The organism is Candidatus Omnitrophota bacterium (genome assembly GCA_028712255.1).
Classification (GTDB): domain Bacteria; phylum Omnitrophota; class Gorgyraeia; order Gygaellales; family Profunditerraquicolaceae; genus UBA6249.
This window is the reverse complement of record JAQTQJ010000004.1, coordinates 98,279-119,874: the sequence shown is the minus strand read 5'-3', so window position 1 is coordinate 119,874 and position 21,596 is coordinate 98,279. Positions and strand designations below refer to the sequence as shown.

Sequence of the window (21,596 nt, the reverse complement as noted above, 5' to 3'; positions counted from 1 at the left end):
ACCATAAGGCTGCGCTTGATTTAACCAATGTTCTGCCTTTGAAAAACGGCGGGGGAAATTTTGCTTCAGAGATTAATCTTGATGTGGCAGAGAAAGCGCAGATAATTCATACTGGAATAAAAATGATTGACCTTCTTTTTCCTCTGATAAAGGGGTCCAAAAGCGGTTTACTCGGAGGCGCAGCTTGCGGCAAGACTATTCTTATTCTGGAGATCATTCATAATATTATCACTTATCAAAGCGGTACCTGTATTTTTGCCGGAGTTGGTGAACGAATTCGCGAAGGTAATGAACTTTATCATGAATTTATGCGCGCCGATTTATTAAAACGTTCCATATTGATCTTTGGCCAGATGAATGAATCACCTGGCATGCGTTTTGAGGCAGCGCATACCGCGGTTGCCCTGGCGGAAATGATATTAGCCCAGCGTAAAGATGTGCTTTTTTTTATGGACAATGTTTTTCGTTTTGTGCAGGCAGGAAGCGAACTTGCTACTCTTTTGGGGAGAATTCCTTCTGAGGGAGGATATCAGTCGACATTGACCAGTGAAATAAGCCAGTTGCATGAAAGAATCCGTTCTGAGAAAAGTGCCAGTATCACTGCCATCGAAGCGGTTTATGTGCCCGCAGATGACATGACGGATCCGGCGGTTGTGGCGATATTCGCGCACATGGACAGCCTGATTGTTTTATCGCGTTCCCTTGTACAACGCGGGCTTTATCCGGCAATCGATCCTTTGCAATCATCGGCAAATTCTTTAACCCCTGCAGTTGTCGGAAGAAGGCATTTTGATGTTGCCCAGGATGTCTTGCGGCATTTTAGGCGCTATGACGAGTTGGAGCGTATTGTTTCCATTATCGGTAAAGAGGAACTTGCTCCCGAAGAAAAAATTATCTTTGACCGGGCAAAAAAGTTACAGAATTTTCTTTCCCAGCCGTTTTTTACCGCTGAGGTCTATACCGGCAAGCCAGGGGCGTTTGTTGCCATGGAAGATACGATTTCCGGATGTGAGAGGATAATCAGCGGCGAGCTTGACAAGATTGATGAGGGCCGCTTTTATAGCATAGGAAAATTGGAGGATTAAGATGTTCGTATTGTCATTGCGAGGCTACCATAGGCAGCCTCGCAATGACAGTTAATAAATTGGAGAATTAAATATGTCGAATAAATTATTAGGAGAGATGTTGTTAAAAAAAGGTTTAATTACTCAGGAGCAGCTTGATCAGGCACTGAAAGATTCAACTATTCAGGAAGATATGATCGGTAATATTCTGGTTAGTAGAGGCTTATTGGAAGAAGAGCAGTTGCAGAAGGTGCTTTCTGAGCAGTTTAATTTGCCGTTTTTTGCGCATTTAAAAGATGTCAGTATCTCTCTTGATGCGGTTAAGGCTGTGCCGGCAAAACTGGTGCAGCATTATGGTTTTATGCCAATTAGCCTGGAGGGGCCTGTTTTAACAGTAGCAGTGTATAATCCCATGGATGTTTGGCTGGCGGAAAATATTAAATTAAATTTAGGTTTCAGGACAAGCAGGATTCTAACCAGCCGCCATGAAGTGGAGGAAGCGATACAGAAATATTATGGTTCGGTGGCTGGCACAGTAGACAAGATTATGGAAGGTAAGATCAGCCAGGGTACTAAATTAACCAAAGACCAAAGTGTTGAGGATATTGAGAAAAATGCCGATGAGGCTTCGGTAATTAAGTTGGTTAATCAGATAATTACAGAGGCAATTAAGATGCGCGCTACCGATATCCATATCGAAATATACGTGGATAAAATAGTTTTACGTTATCGTATTGATGGAGTATTGCGTGAGATGAAAATGCCGCAGGACGCCTATTATATTGAACCGGCAATCGTTTCGCGTATTAAGATTATGTGCCATTTGGATGTGGTGGAGCATCGCATTCCGCAGGACGGCCGGGCAAAGGTACGCCTGCTTGATGGCACAGAAGTGGACTTAAGAGTTTCCATATTGCAGGGTTATTTTGGCGAGAATGTAGTTATTCGTATTCTGCCATCTCAGGTGTTGTTGGATTTGAATAAGATAGGATTTATGCCGGAAGATTTAAAAACAATCGAAAGGCTTCTGCAAAAACCGCATGGGATTATTTTAATTACCGGCCCTACCGGTAGCGGTAAGACGACCACGCTTTATACTTGCTTAAGCCGCCTGAATCGTAAAGAGGTAAAAATTATTAGTATTGAAGACCCGGTAGAATATGCAATTGAAGGTATAACTCAGATTCATGTTAATCCTAAAGTGGGGCTGACTTTTGCCAGCGCTTTAAGAAGTGTCTTAAGGCATGACCCGGATATAATGATGATTGGCGAGATTCGTGATTCTGAAACCGCGGATCTTGCAATTCGTTCGTCGCTTACAGGCCATTTGGTTTTTTCAACTTTGCACACCAATGATTCCGCAAGCGGTGTTGCCCGGCTTATGGATATGGGGATTGAGCCGTATTTATTGGCTTCTTCGGTTGAGGTAATTATTGCCCAACGCCTAGTTCGCCTGCTTTGCCCATTGTGCAAAGGCAAAGGCTGCGAATCTTGCAGTGAAACCGGCTTTAAAGGCAGAAGGCCAATATATGAGATTATGCTTATTGATGACGATATCCGCGCAATGATTGGCGAGCATAAAAATGCTCAGGAGATTAAGTCTGCCGCCAGAAAAAAAGGTATGCGCACACTTATGGAAAATGGCATGTTTTTGGTTGAGCAGGGCCTGACTACTAAAGAAGAAATTATGCGCGTGGTGGAACTGGAATAATATTCGTCATTGCGGGGAGCGCAGCGACGCCTGCCCGCCAACGGTTTAGTGGCGGGCAGCAATCCAAACCGAGATTGCTTCGGGCACTTCGTGCCCTCGCAATGACTGAGTTTTTAAGAAGCAGGAGGCATTAAGTTGCAATTTATTTATAAGGCTAAGAAAAACCTGAATGAGGTTGTTCAAGACAAGATTGAGGGGGAGAGTATTGAGCAGGTACTTGAAGTATTGCAGGCAAAGGGCCTTGTACCGATCTCTGTTGAGCCATCAAACGGCATACCTGGCCTTGCATCATTATCGCCTGCAACCTCAGCATCAACCAAGGCTAAACCTAAAACTGTTTTGCGGCCAACCGGGAAATGGGGTTTAAAACAGCTGGTTTTGTTTACCCAGAAGCTCTATAACTTGGTTAATTCGCGTGTAGAGCTGCTTAGCGCTTTAAGGCTTCTGGAAAAGAATTGCCAAAATCATACAGAAAAAGCATTGCTGGGTGATATTATAAAGAATATTAAAGACGGTATTTCGTTCTCCGGCTGCCTTAGCCGCTATCCCCAGTATTTTCCGCAGCTTTATATCAATATAATTCATACCGGAGAAGCAACAGGAAAACTCAAAGATGCACTTATTCAACTGTTGGATTATCTGCGCCGGATTGAAGATTTAAAGAGCAAAGTTAAGCAGGCGCTTGCTTATCCTATATTTATGACCTTAGTTGGCATAGGCACAATATTCGTAATGCTTACTTTTGTCTTGCCGCGCATAGCCGGGATGTTCGATGATTTTAAGGCCCAGCTTCCTTTACCCACCCTTATTTTAATGAATATCTCAAATTTTCTTAAAGCCTACTGGATATTTATAATTATATTCATCATTGTTTTGGTTTCCGTATTTAAAATGAAGATGCGGGGGCAGGAAAATGCTTTTAGCCGCCTGAAATATCATATTCCCCTGGTTAAAGATATTATTTATAAACAATCTGTGGCGAATTTCTCTAGAAGCCTGTCTTTGCTTTTACAAAGCGGAGTAAATCTGCTTTCTGCTTTAACTAGCGCCGGGCCATTGATGGGAAATCCTGTTTATGTCGCCCAGCTAGAACAGGTGCGCCATGATATAAGCGAAGGCGTGCCTTTTTCAGATTCACTGGGAAAATTCAAGATATTTCCGGATTTTTTTGTACAGATGATCCGCGTTGGCGAAGAGGGAGGCAGGCTTGACAGCGTGCTTGCGGATATTGCTGTTTCTTATGAAAAAGAAATTGAGGGTGATTTAAAAACCGTTAGTTCCCTTATTGAGCCGGCAATAATTCTGGCTTTAGGTTTGGTTATCGGGGCGATGGTAATTGCTATGCTCCTGCCAATATTTAATATGAATACCCTCATGGGCTAATAACTTTTAACGTCATTCCCACGCAAGTGGGAATCTAAAAAATAGATCACCGCTTTCTAGGCTGTGTATAAATCGTAAAAGTCCGTCATTCTGAGGCCATATTCGCTTCGCTCAGTGCAGGCTCCGGACGAAGAATCTCGACGATAAAAGAGATCCTTCGCTACGCTCAGGATGACAAAAATGTACTTTTGACACAGTCTGTTCGCGGGGATGAGAAGGCAATTATGCGGACTAAAGTAATTATAGAACTTGCTGAACGTTGGCTCAAGGTTTGTATAGGCCACAAAGTTGTGGTTGAGTCTTTGGCCAATATCGAAAGTGCGGCTATCTCTGCAGCCCTGAGCTCGATATTGAAACAGAATAAATGCGGTAAGAATATTGATGCTTTTGTAGTGCTTAACCGCAATAAAATAACTGTGCGCCGCGTCGACCTGCCTTCACAAGATCCAAAAGAAATTGAACAGATGCTCGGGCTCTATCTTATGCGGCAGATTCCTTATCACAAAGAGGAGGTTTGTTGGGCATATCAGAATTTAGGGTTTGATGGTATAGGCAATAGCCATTTGATTTTAGCTATTGCTTTAAAAAATATTTTCAAGAGTACCGTTAGTTCTTTTGTCCCCGTTAACATCCTTCCGGAATCAATACTGATGAGTTCCCAGGGCCTCCTGCATTATGTGGCTGAGACATGTAAAGACAAGGCGCTCTTACAAGGGCCGTATTTTATCTTGGATATTGACTCAAGCTATAGCGATCTTGTGTTAGTGCATAATCATAAACTGGGCTCAAGCGTTGTTGTCCCCCAGGGTGCTTCTGGGTTGAAAAGCGATGATGAAAAAGAAAAATTTACTATTGAATTGAAACAGGCTCTGGTTGCTTTGAGTAGTGAACTTCCTGATGTTAAATGCGATAGAATATTCTTAACCGGCGCATCCAGAGAGCACCTTATACTTATTGAGGGCATTTTGGTTAAGGATTTTAATCTGAAGGCCCAGTATCTTTCTTCCAAAGAGTATGATAATTTTGTTGCAAGTGGACTAAAAGACATCTCTTTGTCGGCAGTGTTGGGATTTAGTTCACAGATATCCAAAGACGATATTCAATTCGTTCTCCCTGAGCTCCAGATAAAGAAAGAGATGAAGTCCAAGGTGCAGCAGTTAATGATTCTAGGAGTTGTTTTGGTCTACATATTGATTTGCCTGGGCGGTATCGCTTTAGTAAGGCTTCTTCAGCAGCAATCTTATTCCGCAAGCCTTAAGGCCAAGGTTATTTCTTTAAGTAAAGATGCCAAAGAGTTAGACGATATTGCTAATAAATTAAAAATAGCTAAACAATATGTAGATCCTAAGGCTTCGGTATTGCCATCTTTGTATGCATTGGATCGGCTTTGCCCTAGCAGTATAACTATTACTAACTTTAGCTGGGAACAGCAAAAGAGTTTTTCTTTTAGAGGTTATGCCCAGCAGATACCTGATATTTTAAATTTTACCAATACCCTTAGTAACTCTGAATCTTTTAAGGGTGCACAGAACCGTTATACTCGCAGGCGTAAATTAAAAGATAAGGATGTGGTTGATTTTGAGGTTGTCGTAAAATGAGAAAACTTAACACCAAGGAAAAGCTACTATCAATATGCATTGGTTTATTATTAGGATTATTTGTGATAAAAACTTTTGTCCTTGGCCCGATATACGAGAAAACCGCTGTTTTTACCGAAGAAATAGAACAATCTAAAATGGCTATACGTAAGTATGTGGCCCTGGAAGCTAACCGTACGGAAATTCTTAAAGCGCAGAAACAGATTGAAGGATATTCTAGCCTTCGCGGTTCCGATGAAGAACAATCAGCTATGGTAATGAGTAAAGTTGAGGCTGAAGCAAGAAAGTCTAAACTGCAAATATTAGACATGAATTTCGTTGGCTCAAGCAAGGTCAAAGGCGGAGTAGTTAATCTTTACAGCGTTTCTTTACGTGCCGAGGGGCAACTAAAAAATGTTTTGGATTTTATCTCTGGTATTGAAGGAGCCAACATCTTGTTGCAGGTTGAGAAAATTACTTTGTCTGCAAAAGATGACATGGGTACTATATTGAAGATAGATGCAACAATATCAGGAGTTTCGTTTTCTTAGCAGAATAAATATCTAAACCGTCATGCCCGCGGAAGCGGGCATCCAGAGACGGTTCGTACCGAGATTCCCGCTTGCGCGGGAATGACATAAATTAATTTGGATACTAGTATTTATTCATAATTCCCAGGAGGATTAAATGAAGAGAGCTTTTACTTTGATTGAACTAATGTTGGTAGTAATTATTATTGGAATCCTAGCGGCAATGGTTGTGCCTCGTCTTGCTGGCCGCTCCGAGCAGGCCCGCGATCAAGCAGCAAAAACAGATATTAACTCTAGTATTCCCCTGGCACTGGATCTTTATGAAATGGATATGGGCAATTATCCTGAGTCTCTCGATTATTTAAGAACGCGTCCGGGAGCAGGTGGTGAAAATTGGCATGGGCCATATTTAAAGAAGAAGCCCTTGGACCCTTGGGGTAAACCATACATATATAAATCTCCAGGTGAACATAATCAGGGTAGTTATGATCTTTATTCTGCGGGTAAGGATGGGCAACCTGATACTGCCGATGATGTTGTAAATTGGGGAGGTTAATTTGCGGGGGTTTACGTTAGTTGAAATAATGATTTGCGTGCTTATATTGGGAGTAGGATTGACCTCAGTGGCCAATTCTTATATTGTTGCTTTGAGGGGGGCCAATACTGCTGCAAATAGTATCGGAGCAATGAAATTAGCCAAAGAGAAGCTGGAAGACCTGGAAGTTTCTACTTTAAAGGATAATTTACCTGTTTATCCTGAACAGGGTGTTTTAAAATTTTCCAATAAAAATTATGATTATGCGCAGGCAACAGCCGAGATACCCTATCCAGAAGAATTAGCTAAGTCTCTGGAGCAAGTCTGTTTGACACTTAGTTGGCAGGAGCAAAATATCATAAAAAATGCCACTTTTTCTACATATCTGGCCAAACAAAAACAATAAATTTAATCTAGGCGTATTTACCCCGTTAGAAACAAGACAACAGAGGCGCTCTACGGGAGCCTCCAGCAACCTGTTTCTAACGGGGTTTACGCTGGTTGAGCTGCTTATTGCGGTTGCTATATTCTCCGTCGTAAGTATCGCGATTTTTTCGACTTTTAGTTCCGGAGCCGCTGTTTTGCGCCGGGTAAAAACCATTGATTTTAGCCGGCAAAAAACTTTGCTTAAAATCGAGAGATTTTCTAGGGAATTAAGAATATTACCCGATTGCAGGAAGCACCTATTTTTAGGCGCCAAAACAAAAATTAGTTTTCCTGGTAATGTGGATTATATTCCCTGCCGAATAACTTATTATTTTGATAGTTCTGCTCTTTGTCTTATGCGCGTGGTGGATAAGTTAAGTGAGATTATCACTTCAGAGGGTAAGGTTGAAGCTGAATTTAAATCAAAGCCAGAAGTTTTTTTATCCAATGTTAAGGGCATAAAACTTAGATACTTTAAGAAGCCTGATATAAATAAAAATGAATATATCTGGATGGATGAGTGGAATCAGAATTACCTACCGATGCCCGGCGCCATTGAGCTTACTATTAACACTGATGACCAAGAATATGTTTCGACAATATTTTTACCTAAAACATAGGCCTAATGGCCATTGTTTGGCTTTTACTAGCTTGCGCCATAAACCAAAGAATAGGGCCAGTATTCTGGTTGTTTGCCTTTGGGTAGTAATGATTCTTTCTATCTTGGGCATGGGTTTGGCTGGTTTAGTTTTTCAAGAGATAAAGTTTGCTAAGACGTATCAACGATTAGTTTTTTCTTTACCTGTTGCCAGGGGAGCGCTAAAAGCAGTGTTTTATTTAAGGGAAAAAGATACTACTCCTGCTTTTGATACCCTTGATGAGCTAACCAAAGAAGATGAGATGGTTCTATGCGGGGGTAATTCTTACAAATACTACTTTGCCGATAAAAATGAATCGACTGACAAAATGGAGGTTGTTGACGAGGGCGCCCTGATTAATTTAAACACTGCTTCTAAGGAAGTGCTTATGAGGCTGCCGGGATTAAATGAAGATTTGGCGGATAAGATAGTTACTGGGGGTTTGCGCCCTTTTAGTTCGATCAATGAAGTGTTTTTAGTTGAAGGTATGACTAAAGATAATTTTATACTTTTTAAAGATTTAGTTACTGTGTATGGATCAGGAAAAATAAATATCAATACCGCAAGCAAGGGAGTGCTCTTAGCCTTAGGATTAGATAATGAAGTGGCGGAAGGAATTTTACGTTTTCGAAAAAAACATAAGATTGAGAATACTGATCCGGCATCTTCCAGCGACCTTGGTTATGGTTTCTCCAGTACATCTGAGATACTTGATGATTTGAGGAGTTCTATTTCTTTGGGTTTAAGGCAGGAGCAGGATATTTTGTCGTTGCTTTCGGTGTTCGATGTAAAGAGCGAATACCTACGTTTTAATATTGTTCCTGTTTCTGGTGGTAAAAAAGGGCTACATTATAGTATTGTTATACATTCTGTAAGTAAAAAGATCCTTTCTTGGAATGAGGAATAAAGGGACCGTTTCTATTTTTCTCGAGTTTAATGCCAGAAAAATAGAAACGGTCCCTTTATTCCTTTATTTTTCTTGACAAGAAAGCCTAGTTTTACTAAAATTAAATAGTAAAATTTTACTATATGAAAGAAGTTACGCTTGTTTTGGAGCTAAACTTCTTAATTCTAATGAGGTTAGGTTATGAACTGGGAAAACCAGACAGAAAGTAAGTTTAAGATTTTGATTTCTAAAATACCAGTATTTCATCGACGTATTACTGAATCCGTAGTTAGGCAACAAGCAGAAAAAATTGCCGCCTGCCGTAATTGCAGCCAGGTAGAAGAACAGGATGTAATTGCCGCTTTTTTTTCTGATGTTCCTTCTCCATTCTACAGTATGATGGTTCGCCTTCTTGGGCAGAATGGTTTTGATTACAAAAAGTACGGTTTCCCTAGGGAGGCAAGAGGTTAAATGCGTATTGCCGTTATCGGTTCCGGAGCTATAGGTTGCCTAGTTGCTGCTTATCTTAAAGAAAAAGGCCAAGAAGTAACTTTAATTGGCCATAACAGCGCAGTTAAAGCGATCAAGGACAAAGGTGTTTTTGTATCCGGGGTTAGAGGGAATTTTCTAGTCTACATTGGCATATCCGATACTTTAAATTATATCCCGGATTTAGTAATTTTAGCTACTAAAACTCAAGATATCAATTCTGCTATGCAAAATAATTCTCATCTGATGCAGAATTCACTGTTACTGACTATTCAGAATGGTGTACAGGCTGATAATTTGGTTGCCAGATACTTGAGCGCACAAAATATCATTTCTAGTATCGTTATGTTTGGGGCAACAAGCCTTGCGCCGGGTAAGGTGGTACATAATTTTGAAGGTAGCTGGGTATTAGGTAACTTTTTTAACCATAAACTCAGTGAATCAATGCTTTCTGTAAGTTTGATTTTAGATAAGGCGTTTCCTACTGTAATAAGTGAAGATATAAAAGGGGCCAAATACCTAAAGATTTTTGTTAATGCCAATAACTGCCTTCCGGCTATCATTGGTAAAAGCATGCAGGAGGTTTTTAGCGACCTGATTATTAGCCGGATTAGCATTGCCATCTGGAAGGAAGCCTTTAAGATTATTGATAGGGTTGGGATAGGACTGGTTTCCCTTCCTGGGTTTCCGGTAGAAAATCTTACTAAACTTACTTCTATGCCTGATGGATTGGCGGCCCAAGTTTTTTCGCAACAGATGAGTAGCTTAAGCAAAGAACCATTATATGGCTCGATATTACAGAGCATAATGCGCGGCAGCCTATCTGAAATCGATTATATTAACGGAGAGTTCGTGCGCTTGGCAGAGGAGAATAATATGCCGGCGCCATTAAACAGGGCCTTGGTGGATATGGTGCATGCTGTAGAGAAAAATGGCAGGTTTTTTAGCAAAGATGATCTGATTCAGAAAACCAAGGATTTGATTTAAAATGGAAGACGTGAAAACTCCTTTTCCGCGTTTAAAACTTACAGTTTCGCTTGTTATGGGAGAATGCTATCATGGCTATAAGATTGGCGATGAGATTATTCTAGAAGATTTTACTCATGCGCCAAAACACTTTTGTTTAGGGCTGGCGCATGCCCTTTTTCCAGTAATCTATGCTTTGAGTTTCGGCGCAAAGTTTGGATTTCGTGATAATCAGCGTTCTTTGCTGGTTACTTGTCCCGACGGAGGGAAACTTGAGTTTAAAGCCGAGATTTTAGATAAACAGGGTAATCTTGAAGTTATTCCGCGTGACTCCCAGCACAAAGGGCCAAATCCTAAAAAAATGGTTATTGAGGTAGTCCAGGCAAAAGGAAAATGTACCTTTGGATATAAGGTCGGTGATAAATGGGAGACTCAAGGTTTAAAATGTATCCCAGGTTTTTGCGGAGCGGCATTTCATACCGCTTTTCCGGCTTTGTTTGCTTTGAATTTCGGAGCCAAATTTTTCTTTATGCCTAACCCGGATTCAATTGATACGGTTACCTGTCCGGATGGTGGAAATATTGTTTTTAAAGTGACAAGAGTCGATTAGCTATTAAAGTAATCATACGACTCTTGTCATTGCGAGGAGCCGCAGGCGACGCGGCAATCTCTACATGAAAGATTGCTTCGCTCGCTACTGAACCAATGGCGGGCTCGCAATGACACGAAAAGGAATATTATATGGTTAAACGCAGGGTAGTGATAACCGGAATCGGCGTAATTTCGCCAAACGGAATCGGTAAAAAGAATGCTTGGGAAGGTTTTTCAAGCGGTAGATCCGGAGTACGTAAAGTTTCCGACTTTGATGTGTCGGTTTTTAATACTAAGATTGCCGCCGAAGTAAGAGATTTTGATCCTTTTAAATTAGGATTAAATCATCAGGAGGCAATGCGCATGGACCGCTATGTGCAGTTCGGCGTAACTGCCGGAAAAATGGCAATTGAAGATAGTAAATTGGATTTTTCCAAAGAAGACCTTGCGCGTATAGGAGTTTGTTTGGCTAATGCCATATGCGGGACAAAATATATGGAGGAGGAGTTTGCGCTGGTTACCGAGGACGGTAAAAAACCGATTAATCCTGCTTTGGCGCGGCCCGATTTATATGATGCGGCGATGTTTAATACCCCTTCAATCGAAATCAGCGCCCGTTACGGCTTAAAAGGGATTTGTAATACAATTTCTACAGGATGTACCGCTGGTACAGATTCACTAGGTTTTGGTTTAGAGAGTATTCAGGATGGAGAGCAGGATATAATGATTTGCGGAGCCGCAGAAGCCCCACTTACCCCGATTACTTTTGGAGCTTTTGATGTGGTAAATGTTTTGTCGGTGCATAATGATGAGCCGCAAAAAGCATCGCGGCCGTTTGATAATAAACGTGATGGGTTTGTGTTGGGAGAAGGGGCAGGGATTCTGGTTTTGGAAGAATTAAATCATGCTTTAAAACGTAACGCGCCGATTTATTGCGAAGTTTTAGGCTTTGGTACCAGTTGTAATGCTTTTCATATGACCGATCTTCCTTCTGATGGCCGGGCTATGGAGACTTGTATCAGTTTAGGCTTGCAAGATGCAGGGGTCAAACCTAATGAGATTGATTACATTAACGCGCACGGCTCAAGCACGCGCATGAATGATATTTTTGAGAGCAATGCTTATAAAGCTATTTTTGGCGAGAGCGCCTATAAATTACCTATTAGCTCATTTAAGTCCATGATTGGCCATCCGTTGGCCGCGGCTAACGCCATTGAATTAACCATTGTTTCGATGATCTTTGAGAAGGACATTCTTCCTCCGACGATAAATCAGGAGGAAAAAGACCCGCAGTGCGATTTATATTATATTCCGAATCAGGCAATACAGAAGAAAGTTAATACAATTATAAAAACCTCAAGCGGTTTTTCAGGGATACATTCGTCATTAGTTTTAAAACGATATAGAGAATAATTCACAGGAAATAAAGGGACCGTTTCTATTTTTTATAGAACCTGTCCAATAAAAAAATAGTAAAAAAATAGAAACGGTCCCTTTATTCAAAACTATGGAAAAAATTGCAATTACAGGAATTGGTGTAGTCAGCCCCTCAGGGATTGGAAAACGGCAGTTTTGGGCAAATATCAAAAGCGGCCGCTCCTTTATTAAAGAGATTACGCGTTTTGATGCTTCGTTATATCCTTCGCGTATCGCCGGACAAATCGATGATTTGGAAAAATATAGCCATATCTCTGAACGCCTCTTAAAAAAAATCGATGCCTTTTCGCACATGGCGCTGGTTGCTTCAGAGATGGCTCTGCAGGATGCCGGAATTGATATTAAAAATGAAGATCCCAATCTTGTGGGAATTTTTCTAGGTAATGCTATCGGCGGTTGGCTCTATGCCGAAACTGAGTTAAGGGATTTATATCTAGAAGGCAGGGAAGGGGTCTCTCCTTACATGGCAAGCGCCTGGTTTCCTGCGGCGCCTCAGGGGCAGGTTTCTATTTATTATGGAATAAAAGGTTTTAGCAAGACTGTTGTTAGCGACAGGGCCAGTTCTCTAATGGCACTTGGTTATGCCAGAAAGATTTTAGCTAAAAATAAACTAAATATGATTTTGGCAGGAGGGATGGAAGCTCCGGTTACTCCTTATGCCTTATTGTGCTGTAATACTTATGGAGCTCTCTCCAAAAATAACGATATTCCTGCTGTTGCATACCGACCATTTGATAAAGACAGGAGTGGATTTGTTATTGGTGAAGGCGCAGGAATTGTAGTAATGGAAAGTATCCAGCGTGCCCAGAAGAGAGGGGCAAATATTTTAGGGGTAATCAGCGGATACGGCGCAAGTTGCGATGGAGTAGATAGGATTAATTGCGCTGCCGACGGAAAAGAGCTGGCGCGTGCAATTAAAATAGCTTTAGATGATGCAAAAGTAAATCCTGAAGAAATCGGCTATATTAGTTTAGATGGTTTGGCAGTTGATCTCTGGGATGATTCGGAAATTAAGGCTTTAAAATTAGTTTTTGGGGATAATTTAAAAAATATTGCGCTCAGCTGTCCCAAATCTATGTTTGGAAATTTGCTTGGAGCATCAGGCGTCTTGGATATGATTATTGCGCTTTTAACTATGGAGCACAGTTTAATTGCCCCGACAGTAAATTTAGATAAGCCCGCTTTAAATAATTTAAATTATATAGCTAAAGAATCCCGGGAATATAAGGTAAATAAATCTTTAATTATTTCCCGGGGTAGAGGTGGGATTAATTCAGTTTTAGTAGTTGAGAAAGTTTAGGAATATCAGTATCAGAAGTATCAGGACCGTTTCCTTCTAACTCTATATTCTACAATAAGTTCTGACGGAACTGTCCCCATTAATCAAGGAGAATAAAATGAAAATTTTATTTGTTATGCCAAAAGTCGGTGCATGGGCAACGCATGGGATACATCGGTCTCCAAATCAGTTATATGCGCATTGGGCGGCTTATATTCGGGAGAAAGGCTATGCAGATGTGGCGGTTATTGATGGCAAGGCAGATCAGATACCCATGGAACAATTGATTGAACAGGTTAAGCTCAAAGCGCCTGATATTGTGGTCATGGGTGAGCAACTGCACGGTTATGGCGGATACGGGGTTTTACGGCATTTTAAAGATGCGGCTATTGGAATTAAAAAAGCACTACCTAAAACAAAAATAATTCTCGGTGGATTATGGTATTCGGCGATGCCGGTACCGACATTGGAGGAGATTCCCGCAGTTGACTTTGTGGTTATGGGAGAAGAGGAGTCTTTCGGAGATTTGATTGAGGCAATAGATAAAAATAAGCCGTTTAAAGATGTTGGGGGTGTTACTTCTCGTATTGACGGACAAATTGTCATGGGCCCGCATAAGCCGCTGATGGAAGATTTAGACAAACTTCCTTTACCAGCTTATGATTTATTTCCAATGGATAAATATGTAGGCCATACCTATTGGAAACCATTTGTGGATATGGTTACTTCACGCGGATGCCCTTCAGCATGTACCTTCTGTTATGAATGGGATCAGTTTGATCCGCGTTCTCCTTCGGATTTTTTGAAATGGAGGGCTAAGTCTCCGGAAAGAGTTATGGAGGAGTTAAATCTTCTGCACCGAAAATACGGAGTCAAGGTTGTGGTTATCCAAGATGATAATTTTAATGTTGATCCTGAAAGAGTGCGTAAGTTCTGTGAACTTAAAAAAGCTTCGAATAACCCGATTAAATGGGTTTCTTTAGGCCGGGCTACTGATTGGGTTAATTGCGAATCAATTTTACCAATGATGAAAGAAAACGGTTTGATTATGGGAGTTTTTGGCATCGAGGTTACCACGCAATCAGAGCTTAAAAAAATCGCCAAAGGTATTACCATTGACCAGATCAAGCAGACTATAGCTATGTTCCGCAGAAACGATATTGCCATTGTCGCCGACATTATGATGGGTTTTGACTATGACACCGAAGAGATTATCAAGCAGCGGTTTGAGTTTACGGATCAGGTTGATCCGGATATTCTCTGGGTAGGCTATGTTACTCCTGCCCCAAATTCACCAATGTGGAGGATTGCTTTAAAGAAAAACTGGATTGATCCTAAAAAGGTGGATTTTAGCCAATGGGATTTCCTTCATCCGGTAATTCCTACGGATCATTTATCTACGGAAGACCTTGGCCGTTTGGGTTCCTGGTGTATGCGTGAATTTTTCTCTAAGCCTGGCCGTATAAATAGAATTATGGAAAGCGATTTCGATCCACTGGCCAAGCTTTGCTTTAAAGATGTCATGGACGGAGTAGGTAAATGGGAAGCCGCCGCGACAAAAGGCGAAGTGCAGATTTAGAAATAAAGGGGACTGTTCTCTTTCTTAAGAGAACCGTCACCGTGTTTTAAAACGGAGGGAAAATGGATATAAAAATTAAAATCAAAGAAGTGCTAGCAGACTTATTAAAAGTTAAAATTGACGAATTAAAGGATGATATTTCTTTAATTAATAGTATCGGCGTAGATTCTACTGAGATGGTGGAATCGGTAATTGCCCTGGAAAAGTCATTTGGGGTTAAGCTTAGCCCCAAGGAGATTACCAAGAATTCGACGATCAATGATATCGTAAATAATATCCAGTCAAAACTCAATACAAAATGAGAATTATTGATTTAAGTTTGCCTATCGATGAGAAAGCCTTTGAGGTGCACAAGGTTGATATCGAACGGATAACACATAAAACAGGTGTGGAAAAATTCAACCGCGTGATTATGGGCAAGACGTTCTTGGGTAAAATAAAATACGCTTTAGGCAAACGTATTATTAAAAAAGAGCAGCTGCCGGATGAAGAGTTTTTATCTTTAGAAATCGTCCATGCTCCGGTGCATATCGGCACTCACCTGGATTATTCCTTTCATTACGGTTCAAAATCAGAGAATCGTCCGTCTAAAACTGCCGACCAGATTCCTTTAGAATATTGTTACCAGGATGGGGTTAAGCTAGACTTAAGGCATAAAAAACCCAATGAAGTAATTAAAGCTTTGGATATAGAAAGCGCTCTTAAAAAAATAAATTATCAGCTTAAACCTTTAGATATCGTCCTGTTGCATACTGGTGCGGATAAGCTTTATGGCGGGCCAAAATATTTTTCGGATTATCCCGGAGTGGATACTTCGACGATTGATTATCTATTAGATAAAGGGATCAAAATATTTGGGGTAGATACTATGGGCATTGACCGGCCGTATAGATTTATGCTTAAAGAATTTATGGATACCGGTGACCCCAAAACATTTTATCCGGCGCATTTTTATGGCCGCCTTAGAGAGTTTATTCATATCGAGCGCTTGGCGAATTTAGAAAATTTACCGGATTTAGGATTTAAAATTATCTGTTTTCCTATACGCATAAAAAATACCGGGGCCGCTTGGTCCAGGGTAGTGGCGTTTGTATAAGCTATAAGCCGTAAGCTTGCAGCTTATAACTTAAAACTTACAACTAATTTTTAGGAGGCAAACATGGGACATACTTGTAATTCCATAATCATTAGTGCACCTTATGATTTAGTCTTTGATATCTCTAATGATATCCCGCGTTGGACGCAGTTGTTCGGTACTGAATATAAAGGAGCCGAAATTCTAAAGAAAGAAGTAAACAAAATCACCTTTCGCCTTACCGATGATGAGGATAAGTCATGGGTTTCTTGGAGATTATTGTTCAAGGATAATTTTTTTACTTATTCTGAACGCCATGAACCAAAATTCCCTTTTAATTTTATGAAAATTATCTGGCTCTATACACAAAAGCCCGAAGGGGTAGAATTAACCTGGATCCAGCATTTTCAGATGGATGCTAAGGCTAAGTTTAGCGATGAGCAGGTAGAGGGTTTTATTAATAAACATTCTAAAGATAATTTATTGATCTTTAAGAAAGTTATTGAACAAGCAGCTGCTTAAGTGAGAAAAACTACATTTTTTATCCTTTGTTTGGAGGGGGTGGTTTTATCATTTAATGTGGCAGCCAGCAGCGCATTAGTTCCCTCAATTGCCGCTGATTTTGTTCTTTCTCAATTTATCGTGGGTAAGATGATTTGGTTGTATATGCTTCCATATGGCTTGGCAGCACTTTTTTATGGCCCGCTGGTGCGCGCTTTTGATGCCCGTAAAATAGAGTTATTTTGTATATTATTATTTTCCTTAGCTAATCTTTTGGCCGGCCTGTCGCAGAATATTACGACACTCTTTATTAGCCGATTTTTGATGGGGCTTTTTGGGGCTTCGGTGATTCCACTGGGCCTGATTCTTATTGCCAAACATATAGAACAAAATAAGCGCGGGCGATTTCTTGGGGTATTTTTCGGGGCAACCTTCATTGCTTCTTTGTTAGGTTTATTTTTAAGCGGATTAATTCATTGGCGCCTGATATTTATTATTCCGGCAATTTCAGGTTTAATCCTTTGGGTTTTTATGTATATTTATCTGCCGAGTTTCAAGGAAGATTTAAGCCACTTTAGGTTTGGATATTTAACTGCATTTAGAAACGGCAAAGCAGCCAGTATCTTTGCTTATATTTTTCTCATAAGTTTGATTTATCATGCTGTACAACAGTGGCTGAGTGTTTATTTTTCCACCCAGCTTTTCTTAAACCAATTTACTATCAGTATGTTGATTACCTTAACTAGCTTCAGCGGGATATTCGGAGAGCTTTGGGGAGGGCATCTTGCGGATAAGTTCAGTAGGCAGAAGGTGATAAACTTAGGAATAGCGGGTATGATTATTTGTATTTTTATGTTGTTATTAAAATTACCTGTAATTGTGCTTAGTTTGATTATGATTATCTGGGGTTTAGGCTGGACTTTCAATCACATCGGCCTGTCCACAGCACTTACAGATTTACCCGGCGAGTTTTTAAATGAAGCCGCCAGCCTAAATAGCGCAATACGTTTTATTTCAGGCGGTATCGGGGTTGGTTTGGGTGGATTGATTATGCATAAGAGTTTTAATTTAGGTTTTATAATTTTTGGCAGTGCGCTTGTATTAATATTATTTTCAGAAAAAATTTTTAAGTTTAAACAATAGGGGGTATACCATGGGTACAGATTTAAAAGGAAAAGTTGCTATTGTTACCGGGGCCAGCCGGGGCATTGGAAAGGCGATGGCTTCTACGGCAGCAAGTTTGGGTATTAATTTAGCTATTGCTGCACGCGGAGAAGGCCCTTTAAAGGAAGTTGCCGATGAAATTGCCAAGAAATATAAGGTTGAGGTATTGGCGGTACCATGTGACGTTATAAAATTGGAAGACTTGGAAAATCTGGTAAATAAAGCCAAGGAAAAATTTGGCAAGGTGGATATTTTGATTAATTGCGCCGGAGTTTCATCACAGTATCCTTTTAATCAGCAGCCAATTGAGGATTTTGAAAAGTTAGCGCATACAAATTATTTAGGTTATGTGCGGCTAATTCGCCTGGTAATCAATGATATGATGAAGCAGAAGTACGGTGCGATTATTAATATAGTTTCCGGTTCAACCCTGGTAGACCCGGTCCCGAGAAATTTTATAGTTTACAGCTCGCTTAAAGTCGGCCTACGCGCTTTCTCTAAGGGCCTTTTCTGGGAGTTGCGTGATCATGGCATTAAAGTAACATCTATTTTACCTGGGGTTACCGATACAGATTTAACCGGAAAACTCAAAGAGGTAACCAACGATACTTCGCGTTTAATGAGTACACAGGCAATCGAAGATGCGGTGCGTTTTGCCCTGACTGTGCCGGTAAATGTTTGTCCTCTAGAGATTTCTGTAATTAATCAACAAACACCCTGGACTGCTTCGGTAATACCGTTTAAGCAGCAGCATCCGGAAAAGTAGCTGTAAGTTGTAAGTTATAAGCTGTAAGCGGGAAACAAAACATTAGAAGAAAGGGGAAAATAAATTGAAAAAAATAGGATTTTTGACAACAGCATTGATTTTATTGGTAACAGGAGTTTGTTTAGCCGAAGGCAATAACTTATTACTTGATGATTTTGAAATTACAGTTAGCGGCGGGACTAATGGCACGGTTGATTTTGGTGCTGGTAACGGCTCAACGGTTATGGTAACAGCAGCTAATGATATCAAGAATAGCGGTAATCAGGCGTTAAAGGTAGTTTATGATGCTGTCCCGGGCGGGTATATTTATGTATCCCGCGGCACAGGGCTTGATGCCAAGAATGCTAACTGGGCGCTTAAGCCATCGGATATAAAATGGGAGGAGTATAAGGCAATATCATTCTATGTTTACGGAACGGATTCTAAAGCACAAATTGCTTTTGATATAAAAGATAGCGGCGGTGAGATTTGGCGTTTTATAACTGCGGATGATTTTAAAGGATGGAAGAAGGTGGTTGTAAGTTTTGATAAATTCGCCGTGCGCGATGATTGGCAGCCAAACGATGCGGATAAAAACGGCCAACTTGATTTCCCGATTAAGATTTTCCAATTCGAGCCGCTTCCTGGATCAAAGGGGACGTTTTATTTTGATACTGTAGAATTAGTGAAAAAATGATAACAGTTCAGCTTTCGTAAGTCATTGACGAAGTGTCATTGCGAGCCCGAAGGGCGAAGCAATCTTTTAGAAGATTGCTTCGTCGCTGGCGCTCCTCGCAATGACACAGTTACTTATAAGAGTTGAACTGTTACAAAAAATGAGAAAGGTGGGATTATGAATAATCAGGATATCAAGAACCTAAAGAAGCGTTATTTTATCTGGCTCTATAAGGGTGCCAAAGAAACCTTTGACAAATACGAACGTAAGTTTACCCAAGTAGATATCGATAAGGATATCCTGGATGAAATGGAAAAGGAGCTTTTAGGATCGTATCTGCCTCATGAAAAAGATGCTTTACAGAAGCATATTGATGATTTTCATAAGTATATCGAAAATAAAGAAAAGGCCTGCTCAGAATTAAGGGATCAGCATAGGAAGATTAATCCGGATTTTATTTACTCAGAAATAAAATTGAATGCTGTTGAGAAAATAATTGTTAAGGAGTTAGGCAGAAGAGGCTTAGAAGAGATAAAAGCCCTTTATGAGAAAGAAATGACTGAGCGTATCTTAAAGAATACTGAGCTTCATTAGAGTTATTTTATAAATAGGATAGAAATTTATGTTAATTGACGCGCATAGCCATTGGCTGCCGCTTGAGATAATTTCCAATGCCCATTTTTTTCATAAGGGCTGGGGGGATATTGAGGGGCAGCTAAAAATTATGGACGCCACTGGTATTGATACGGCTGTATTAAGTTATCCTACAACGGATGCGCATTTAAAATTAGGCAGCATTAGCCAGGTGGGGCATATTTATAATGATAATGTGGCTAGGATTCTAAAAGCCTATCCTAAAAGGTTTATAGGGGCGGCGGTTTTGCCGGTAGATAACTCTATTGACATGCTTGAAGAATTAAAACGGGCAACCAGTGAGCTTGGATTTAAAGCTGTTTCTTTGGCTTCAAGTTATAATGGTATTTACCTGGACGATAAAATGTTTCTGTCTATATATAAAGAGGCTCAAGAGAAGAATATCCCCATTTTTGTGCATTCGCAGATTGTTAATCCGATAGGTTTTGAGCGAGTTAAGGATCCGCTGCTTACTCCGGTAATTGAATATGTTTTTGATACGACGGTTTCAATCGGCAAGCTTCTAATGTCGGATATTTTTAGGAAATACCCTAAAGTAAAATTTGTCTTTGCCCATTTTGGCGGAGCAATCTGCTATCTTAAGCAGCGCTTTGACACCACTTACCAGATGCTGCGCGGAATGAATTTTGTCAAAGACCTGCAAGCGTTACCTTCTGAATATTTTAAGAACATTTATGTAGATACCAGCGGCGATACCACCAAAGCCAATTTCCTACTGAGCCTGGAATTAATGGGCCCTAAGCATATTTTATGGGGCAGCGATTGGCCAGCCAAACAGGATGTTGCCGGCGGTATCAAGGCGGTTAAAGACTTAGATATTTCTGAAAGCGATAAAGAAGATATCTTGGGTAGTAATTTAAGCAAGATTTTAGTTCTTTAATAATGGAAAAGAGTTATCCACAATCGTAGGTACCGTTTAAACGTCTCCTACGCTGTGGATAACTTTAGTGGGTGCCACAGTGGCAGGACCCGCGTAATTATTATGACAAAATTATTTAACTTGATTATTGGTGGAGTGGCGGGGACGATTGCTCGGTATTTTTTGGCTGGAGCAGTCTATAGATTGATGGGAACCGCTTTTCCTTATGGCACATTAATTGTAAATGTCAGCGGTTGTTTTATTCTTGGAGTTTTGGCTTCTTTAGCGGATAAGAAATTCATTCTTGGGCCGGACGCGCGTTTGTTGTTAATGATTGGGTTTTGCGGGGCGTTTACTACTTTCTCAACCTTGATATTTGAGAGCGATAACCTGGTTAGAAATGGCCAGGCAATTCGCGCTTTTACCAATATATTTGCCAGCGTAATTTTAGGTTTTATATTATTCAGGGTAGGCAGTCTATTAGGAGAGATAATATGAAAATTCCCGCGGATGGAAAGCTTTTGAGGGTTTTTATCGGTGAAGCGGATAAATGGAATGGTAAGCCGCTTTATGAAGAGATTATATTTTTGGCTAAGAAAAATGGTTTAGCCGGAGCAACCGCGATTAAGGGGTTTATGGGATTTGGCTGTAAAAGCCATATGCATACCGCAAATTTATTGCGGCTTTCTGAAGACCTGCCGATTATTATCGAAATTGTAGATAGTGAAGATAAAATTAATCAGTTTATCCCGTTACTTGATAATATGGTTAAGGAAGGGTTGATTACTCTTGAAAAAGCAAACGTAATTATGTATCGGGCGTAACTAAAAG

Annotated in this window: 25 protein-coding genes; all 25 read left to right on the top strand. The window is 40.4% G+C overall.

Annotated features, from left to right (window positions below; translation table 11 throughout):
- The coding region (locus PHC29_03380) for a F0F1 ATP synthase subunit beta (protein MDD5108534.1) at nucleotides 1-1,085 on the top strand (1,085 nt) is incomplete at its 5' end.
- Nucleotides 1,086-1,158: 73 nt separating this feature from the next.
- Entirely contained in the window at nucleotides 1,159-2,775 is a 1,617-nt protein-coding gene (locus tag PHC29_03375; GenBank protein ID MDD5108533.1) for an ATPase, T2SS/T4P/T4SS family, read from the top strand.
- Between the two features lie 135 nt (nucleotides 2,776-2,910).
- Nucleotides 2,911-4,158, top strand: a complete 1,248-nt coding sequence (locus PHC29_03370) for a type II secretion system F family protein (GenBank protein ID MDD5108532.1) — start codon at nucleotides 2,911-2,913, stop codon at nucleotides 4,156-4,158.
- 224 nt (nucleotides 4,159-4,382) lie between these two features.
- On the top strand, nucleotides 4,383-5,756 hold the full coding sequence (locus PHC29_03365; protein MDD5108531.1) for a hypothetical protein: 1,374 nt from the start codon (nucleotides 4,383-4,385) through the stop codon (nucleotides 5,754-5,756).
- Nucleotides 5,753-6,286 (top strand): hypothetical protein, encoded by a 534-nt coding sequence (locus PHC29_03360; GenBank protein MDD5108530.1) that lies wholly within the window; start codon nucleotides 5,753-5,755, stop codon nucleotides 6,284-6,286. The genes PHC29_03365 and PHC29_03360 overlap by 4 nt, the downstream gene beginning before the upstream one ends.
- Before the next feature lie 136 nt (nucleotides 6,287-6,422).
- The gene (gspG, locus tag PHC29_03355) at nucleotides 6,423-6,821 is read left to right on the top strand and encodes a type II secretion system major pseudopilin GspG (protein MDD5108529.1); all 399 of its coding nucleotides are present in this window, start codon (nucleotides 6,423-6,425) and stop codon (nucleotides 6,819-6,821) included.
- Nucleotide 6,822: 1 nt separating this feature from the next.
- Nucleotides 6,823-7,206, top strand: coding sequence for a prepilin-type N-terminal cleavage/methylation domain-containing protein (locus PHC29_03350; protein MDD5108528.1), 384 nt, complete (start codon nucleotides 6,823-6,825; stop codon nucleotides 7,204-7,206).
- A complete protein-coding gene (locus tag PHC29_03345; GenBank protein ID MDD5108527.1) occupies nucleotides 7,166-7,846 on the top strand; it encodes a prepilin-type N-terminal cleavage/methylation domain-containing protein in 681 nt (226 codons plus the stop codon). Before PHC29_03350 ends, PHC29_03345 begins: the two co-directional genes overlap by 41 nt.
- On the top strand, nucleotides 7,803-8,771 hold the full coding sequence (locus PHC29_03340; protein ID MDD5108526.1) for a helix-hairpin-helix domain-containing protein: 969 nt from the start codon (nucleotides 7,803-7,805) through the stop codon (nucleotides 8,769-8,771). The genes PHC29_03345 and PHC29_03340 overlap by 44 nt, the downstream gene beginning before the upstream one ends.
- Nucleotides 8,772-8,951: 180 nt before the next feature.
- Nucleotides 8,952-9,221 (top strand): hypothetical protein, encoded by a 270-nt coding sequence (locus PHC29_03335; protein MDD5108525.1) that lies wholly within the window; start codon nucleotides 8,952-8,954, stop codon nucleotides 9,219-9,221.
- A complete protein-coding gene (locus PHC29_03330) occupies nucleotides 9,222-10,226 on the top strand; it encodes a 2-dehydropantoate 2-reductase (protein MDD5108524.1) in 1,005 nt (334 codons plus the stop codon). It abuts the gene before it with no gap.
- A gap of 1 nt (nucleotide 10,227) precedes the next feature.
- Nucleotides 10,228-10,815, top strand: a complete 588-nt coding sequence (locus tag PHC29_03325; GenBank protein MDD5108523.1) for a TIGR04076 family protein — start codon at nucleotides 10,228-10,230, stop codon at nucleotides 10,813-10,815.
- A gap of 131 nt (nucleotides 10,816-10,946) precedes the next feature.
- A complete protein-coding gene (locus PHC29_03320; protein ID MDD5108522.1) occupies nucleotides 10,947-12,209 on the top strand; it encodes a beta-ketoacyl-[acyl-carrier-protein] synthase family protein in 1,263 nt (420 codons plus the stop codon).
- A gap of 94 nt (nucleotides 12,210-12,303) precedes the next feature.
- The gene (locus tag PHC29_03315) at nucleotides 12,304-13,533 is read left to right on the top strand and encodes a beta-ketoacyl-[acyl-carrier-protein] synthase family protein (protein ID MDD5108521.1); all 1,230 of its coding nucleotides are present in this window, start codon (nucleotides 12,304-12,306) and stop codon (nucleotides 13,531-13,533) included.
- Nucleotides 13,534-13,630: 97 nt separating this feature from the next.
- A complete protein-coding gene (locus PHC29_03310) occupies nucleotides 13,631-15,091 on the top strand; it encodes a radical SAM protein (protein MDD5108520.1) in 1,461 nt (486 codons plus the stop codon).
- Between the two features lie 62 nt (nucleotides 15,092-15,153).
- Nucleotides 15,154-15,393, top strand: coding sequence for a phosphopantetheine-binding protein (locus PHC29_03305; protein ID MDD5108519.1), 240 nt, complete (start codon nucleotides 15,154-15,156; stop codon nucleotides 15,391-15,393).
- Nucleotides 15,390-16,187, top strand: a complete 798-nt coding sequence (locus PHC29_03300; protein MDD5108518.1) for a cyclase family protein — start codon at nucleotides 15,390-15,392, stop codon at nucleotides 16,185-16,187. Before PHC29_03305 ends, PHC29_03300 begins: the two co-directional genes overlap by 4 nt.
- 63 nt (nucleotides 16,188-16,250) lie before the next feature.
- A complete protein-coding gene (locus PHC29_03295) occupies nucleotides 16,251-16,688 on the top strand; it encodes a polyketide cyclase (GenBank protein MDD5108517.1) in 438 nt (145 codons plus the stop codon).
- Nucleotides 16,689-17,810: an MFS transporter gene (locus PHC29_03290; protein MDD5108516.1), complete on the top strand. Its 1,122-nt coding sequence runs from the start codon at nucleotides 16,689-16,691 to the stop codon at nucleotides 17,808-17,810.
- Nucleotides 17,811-17,820: 10 nt separating this feature from the next.
- On the top strand, nucleotides 17,821-18,597 hold the full coding sequence (locus PHC29_03285) for an SDR family oxidoreductase (protein MDD5108515.1): 777 nt from the start codon (nucleotides 17,821-17,823) through the stop codon (nucleotides 18,595-18,597).
- Nucleotides 18,598-18,661: 64 nt separating this feature from the next.
- Nucleotides 18,662-19,273: a carbohydrate binding domain-containing protein gene (locus PHC29_03280; protein ID MDD5108514.1), complete on the top strand. Its 612-nt coding sequence runs from the start codon at nucleotides 18,662-18,664 to the stop codon at nucleotides 19,271-19,273.
- 156 nt (nucleotides 19,274-19,429) lie between these two features.
- Entirely contained in the window at nucleotides 19,430-19,846 is a 417-nt protein-coding gene (locus PHC29_03275) for a hypothetical protein (protein ID MDD5108513.1), read from the top strand.
- Nucleotides 19,847-19,874: 28 nt separating this feature from the next.
- On the top strand, nucleotides 19,875-20,786 hold the full coding sequence (locus PHC29_03270; protein ID MDD5108512.1) for an amidohydrolase family protein: 912 nt from the start codon (nucleotides 19,875-19,877) through the stop codon (nucleotides 20,784-20,786).
- Between the two features lie 102 nt (nucleotides 20,787-20,888).
- Nucleotides 20,889-21,263: a fluoride efflux transporter CrcB gene (gene crcB / locus PHC29_03265; GenBank protein ID MDD5108511.1), complete on the top strand. Its 375-nt coding sequence runs from the start codon at nucleotides 20,889-20,891 to the stop codon at nucleotides 21,261-21,263.
- A complete protein-coding gene (locus PHC29_03260) occupies nucleotides 21,260-21,589 on the top strand; it encodes a DUF190 domain-containing protein (protein MDD5108510.1) in 330 nt (109 codons plus the stop codon). Before crcB ends, PHC29_03260 begins: the two co-directional genes overlap by 4 nt.
- The last annotated feature ends 7 nt before the right edge of the window (nucleotides 21,590-21,596 follow it).

Coding starts and splice junctions, on each gene's coding strand:
- PHC29_03375 (MDD5108533.1), top strand. CDS start 1,159: ATGTCGAATAAATTATTAGGAGAGATGTTGTTAAAAAAAGGTTTAATT.
- PHC29_03365 (MDD5108531.1), top strand. CDS start 4,383: ATGCGGACTAAAGTAATTATAGAACTTGCTGAACGTTGGCTCAAGGTT.
- PHC29_03360 (MDD5108530.1), top strand. CDS start 5,753: ATGAGAAAACTTAACACCAAGGAAAAGCTACTATCAATATGCATTGGT.
- gspG (MDD5108529.1), top strand. CDS start 6,423: ATGAAGAGAGCTTTTACTTTGATTGAACTAATGTTGGTAGTAATTATT.
- PHC29_03345 (MDD5108527.1), top strand. CDS start 7,166: ATGCCACTTTTTCTACATATCTGGCCAAACAAAAACAATAAATTTAAT.
- PHC29_03340 (MDD5108526.1), top strand. CDS start 7,803: ATGACCAAGAATATGTTTCGACAATATTTTTACCTAAAACATAGGCCT.
- PHC29_03335 (MDD5108525.1), top strand. CDS start 8,952: ATGAACTGGGAAAACCAGACAGAAAGTAAGTTTAAGATTTTGATTTCT.
- PHC29_03330 (MDD5108524.1), top strand. CDS start 9,222: ATGCGTATTGCCGTTATCGGTTCCGGAGCTATAGGTTGCCTAGTTGCT.
- PHC29_03325 (MDD5108523.1), top strand. CDS start 10,228: ATGGAAGACGTGAAAACTCCTTTTCCGCGTTTAAAACTTACAGTTTCG.
- PHC29_03320 (MDD5108522.1), top strand. CDS start 10,947: ATGGTTAAACGCAGGGTAGTGATAACCGGAATCGGCGTAATTTCGCCA.
- PHC29_03315 (MDD5108521.1), top strand. CDS start 12,304: ATGGAAAAAATTGCAATTACAGGAATTGGTGTAGTCAGCCCCTCAGGG.
- PHC29_03310 (MDD5108520.1), top strand. CDS start 13,631: ATGAAAATTTTATTTGTTATGCCAAAAGTCGGTGCATGGGCAACGCAT.
- PHC29_03305 (MDD5108519.1), top strand. CDS start 15,154: ATGGATATAAAAATTAAAATCAAAGAAGTGCTAGCAGACTTATTAAAA.
- PHC29_03300 (MDD5108518.1), top strand. CDS start 15,390: ATGAGAATTATTGATTTAAGTTTGCCTATCGATGAGAAAGCCTTTGAG.
- PHC29_03295 (MDD5108517.1), top strand. CDS start 16,251: ATGGGACATACTTGTAATTCCATAATCATTAGTGCACCTTATGATTTA.
- PHC29_03285 (MDD5108515.1), top strand. CDS start 17,821: ATGGGTACAGATTTAAAAGGAAAAGTTGCTATTGTTACCGGGGCCAGC.
- PHC29_03275 (MDD5108513.1), top strand. CDS start 19,430: ATGAATAATCAGGATATCAAGAACCTAAAGAAGCGTTATTTTATCTGG.
- PHC29_03270 (MDD5108512.1), top strand. CDS start 19,875: ATGTTAATTGACGCGCATAGCCATTGGCTGCCGCTTGAGATAATTTCC.
- crcB (MDD5108511.1), top strand. CDS start 20,889: ATGACAAAATTATTTAACTTGATTATTGGTGGAGTGGCGGGGACGATT.
- PHC29_03260 (MDD5108510.1), top strand. CDS start 21,260: ATGAAAATTCCCGCGGATGGAAAGCTTTTGAGGGTTTTTATCGGTGAA.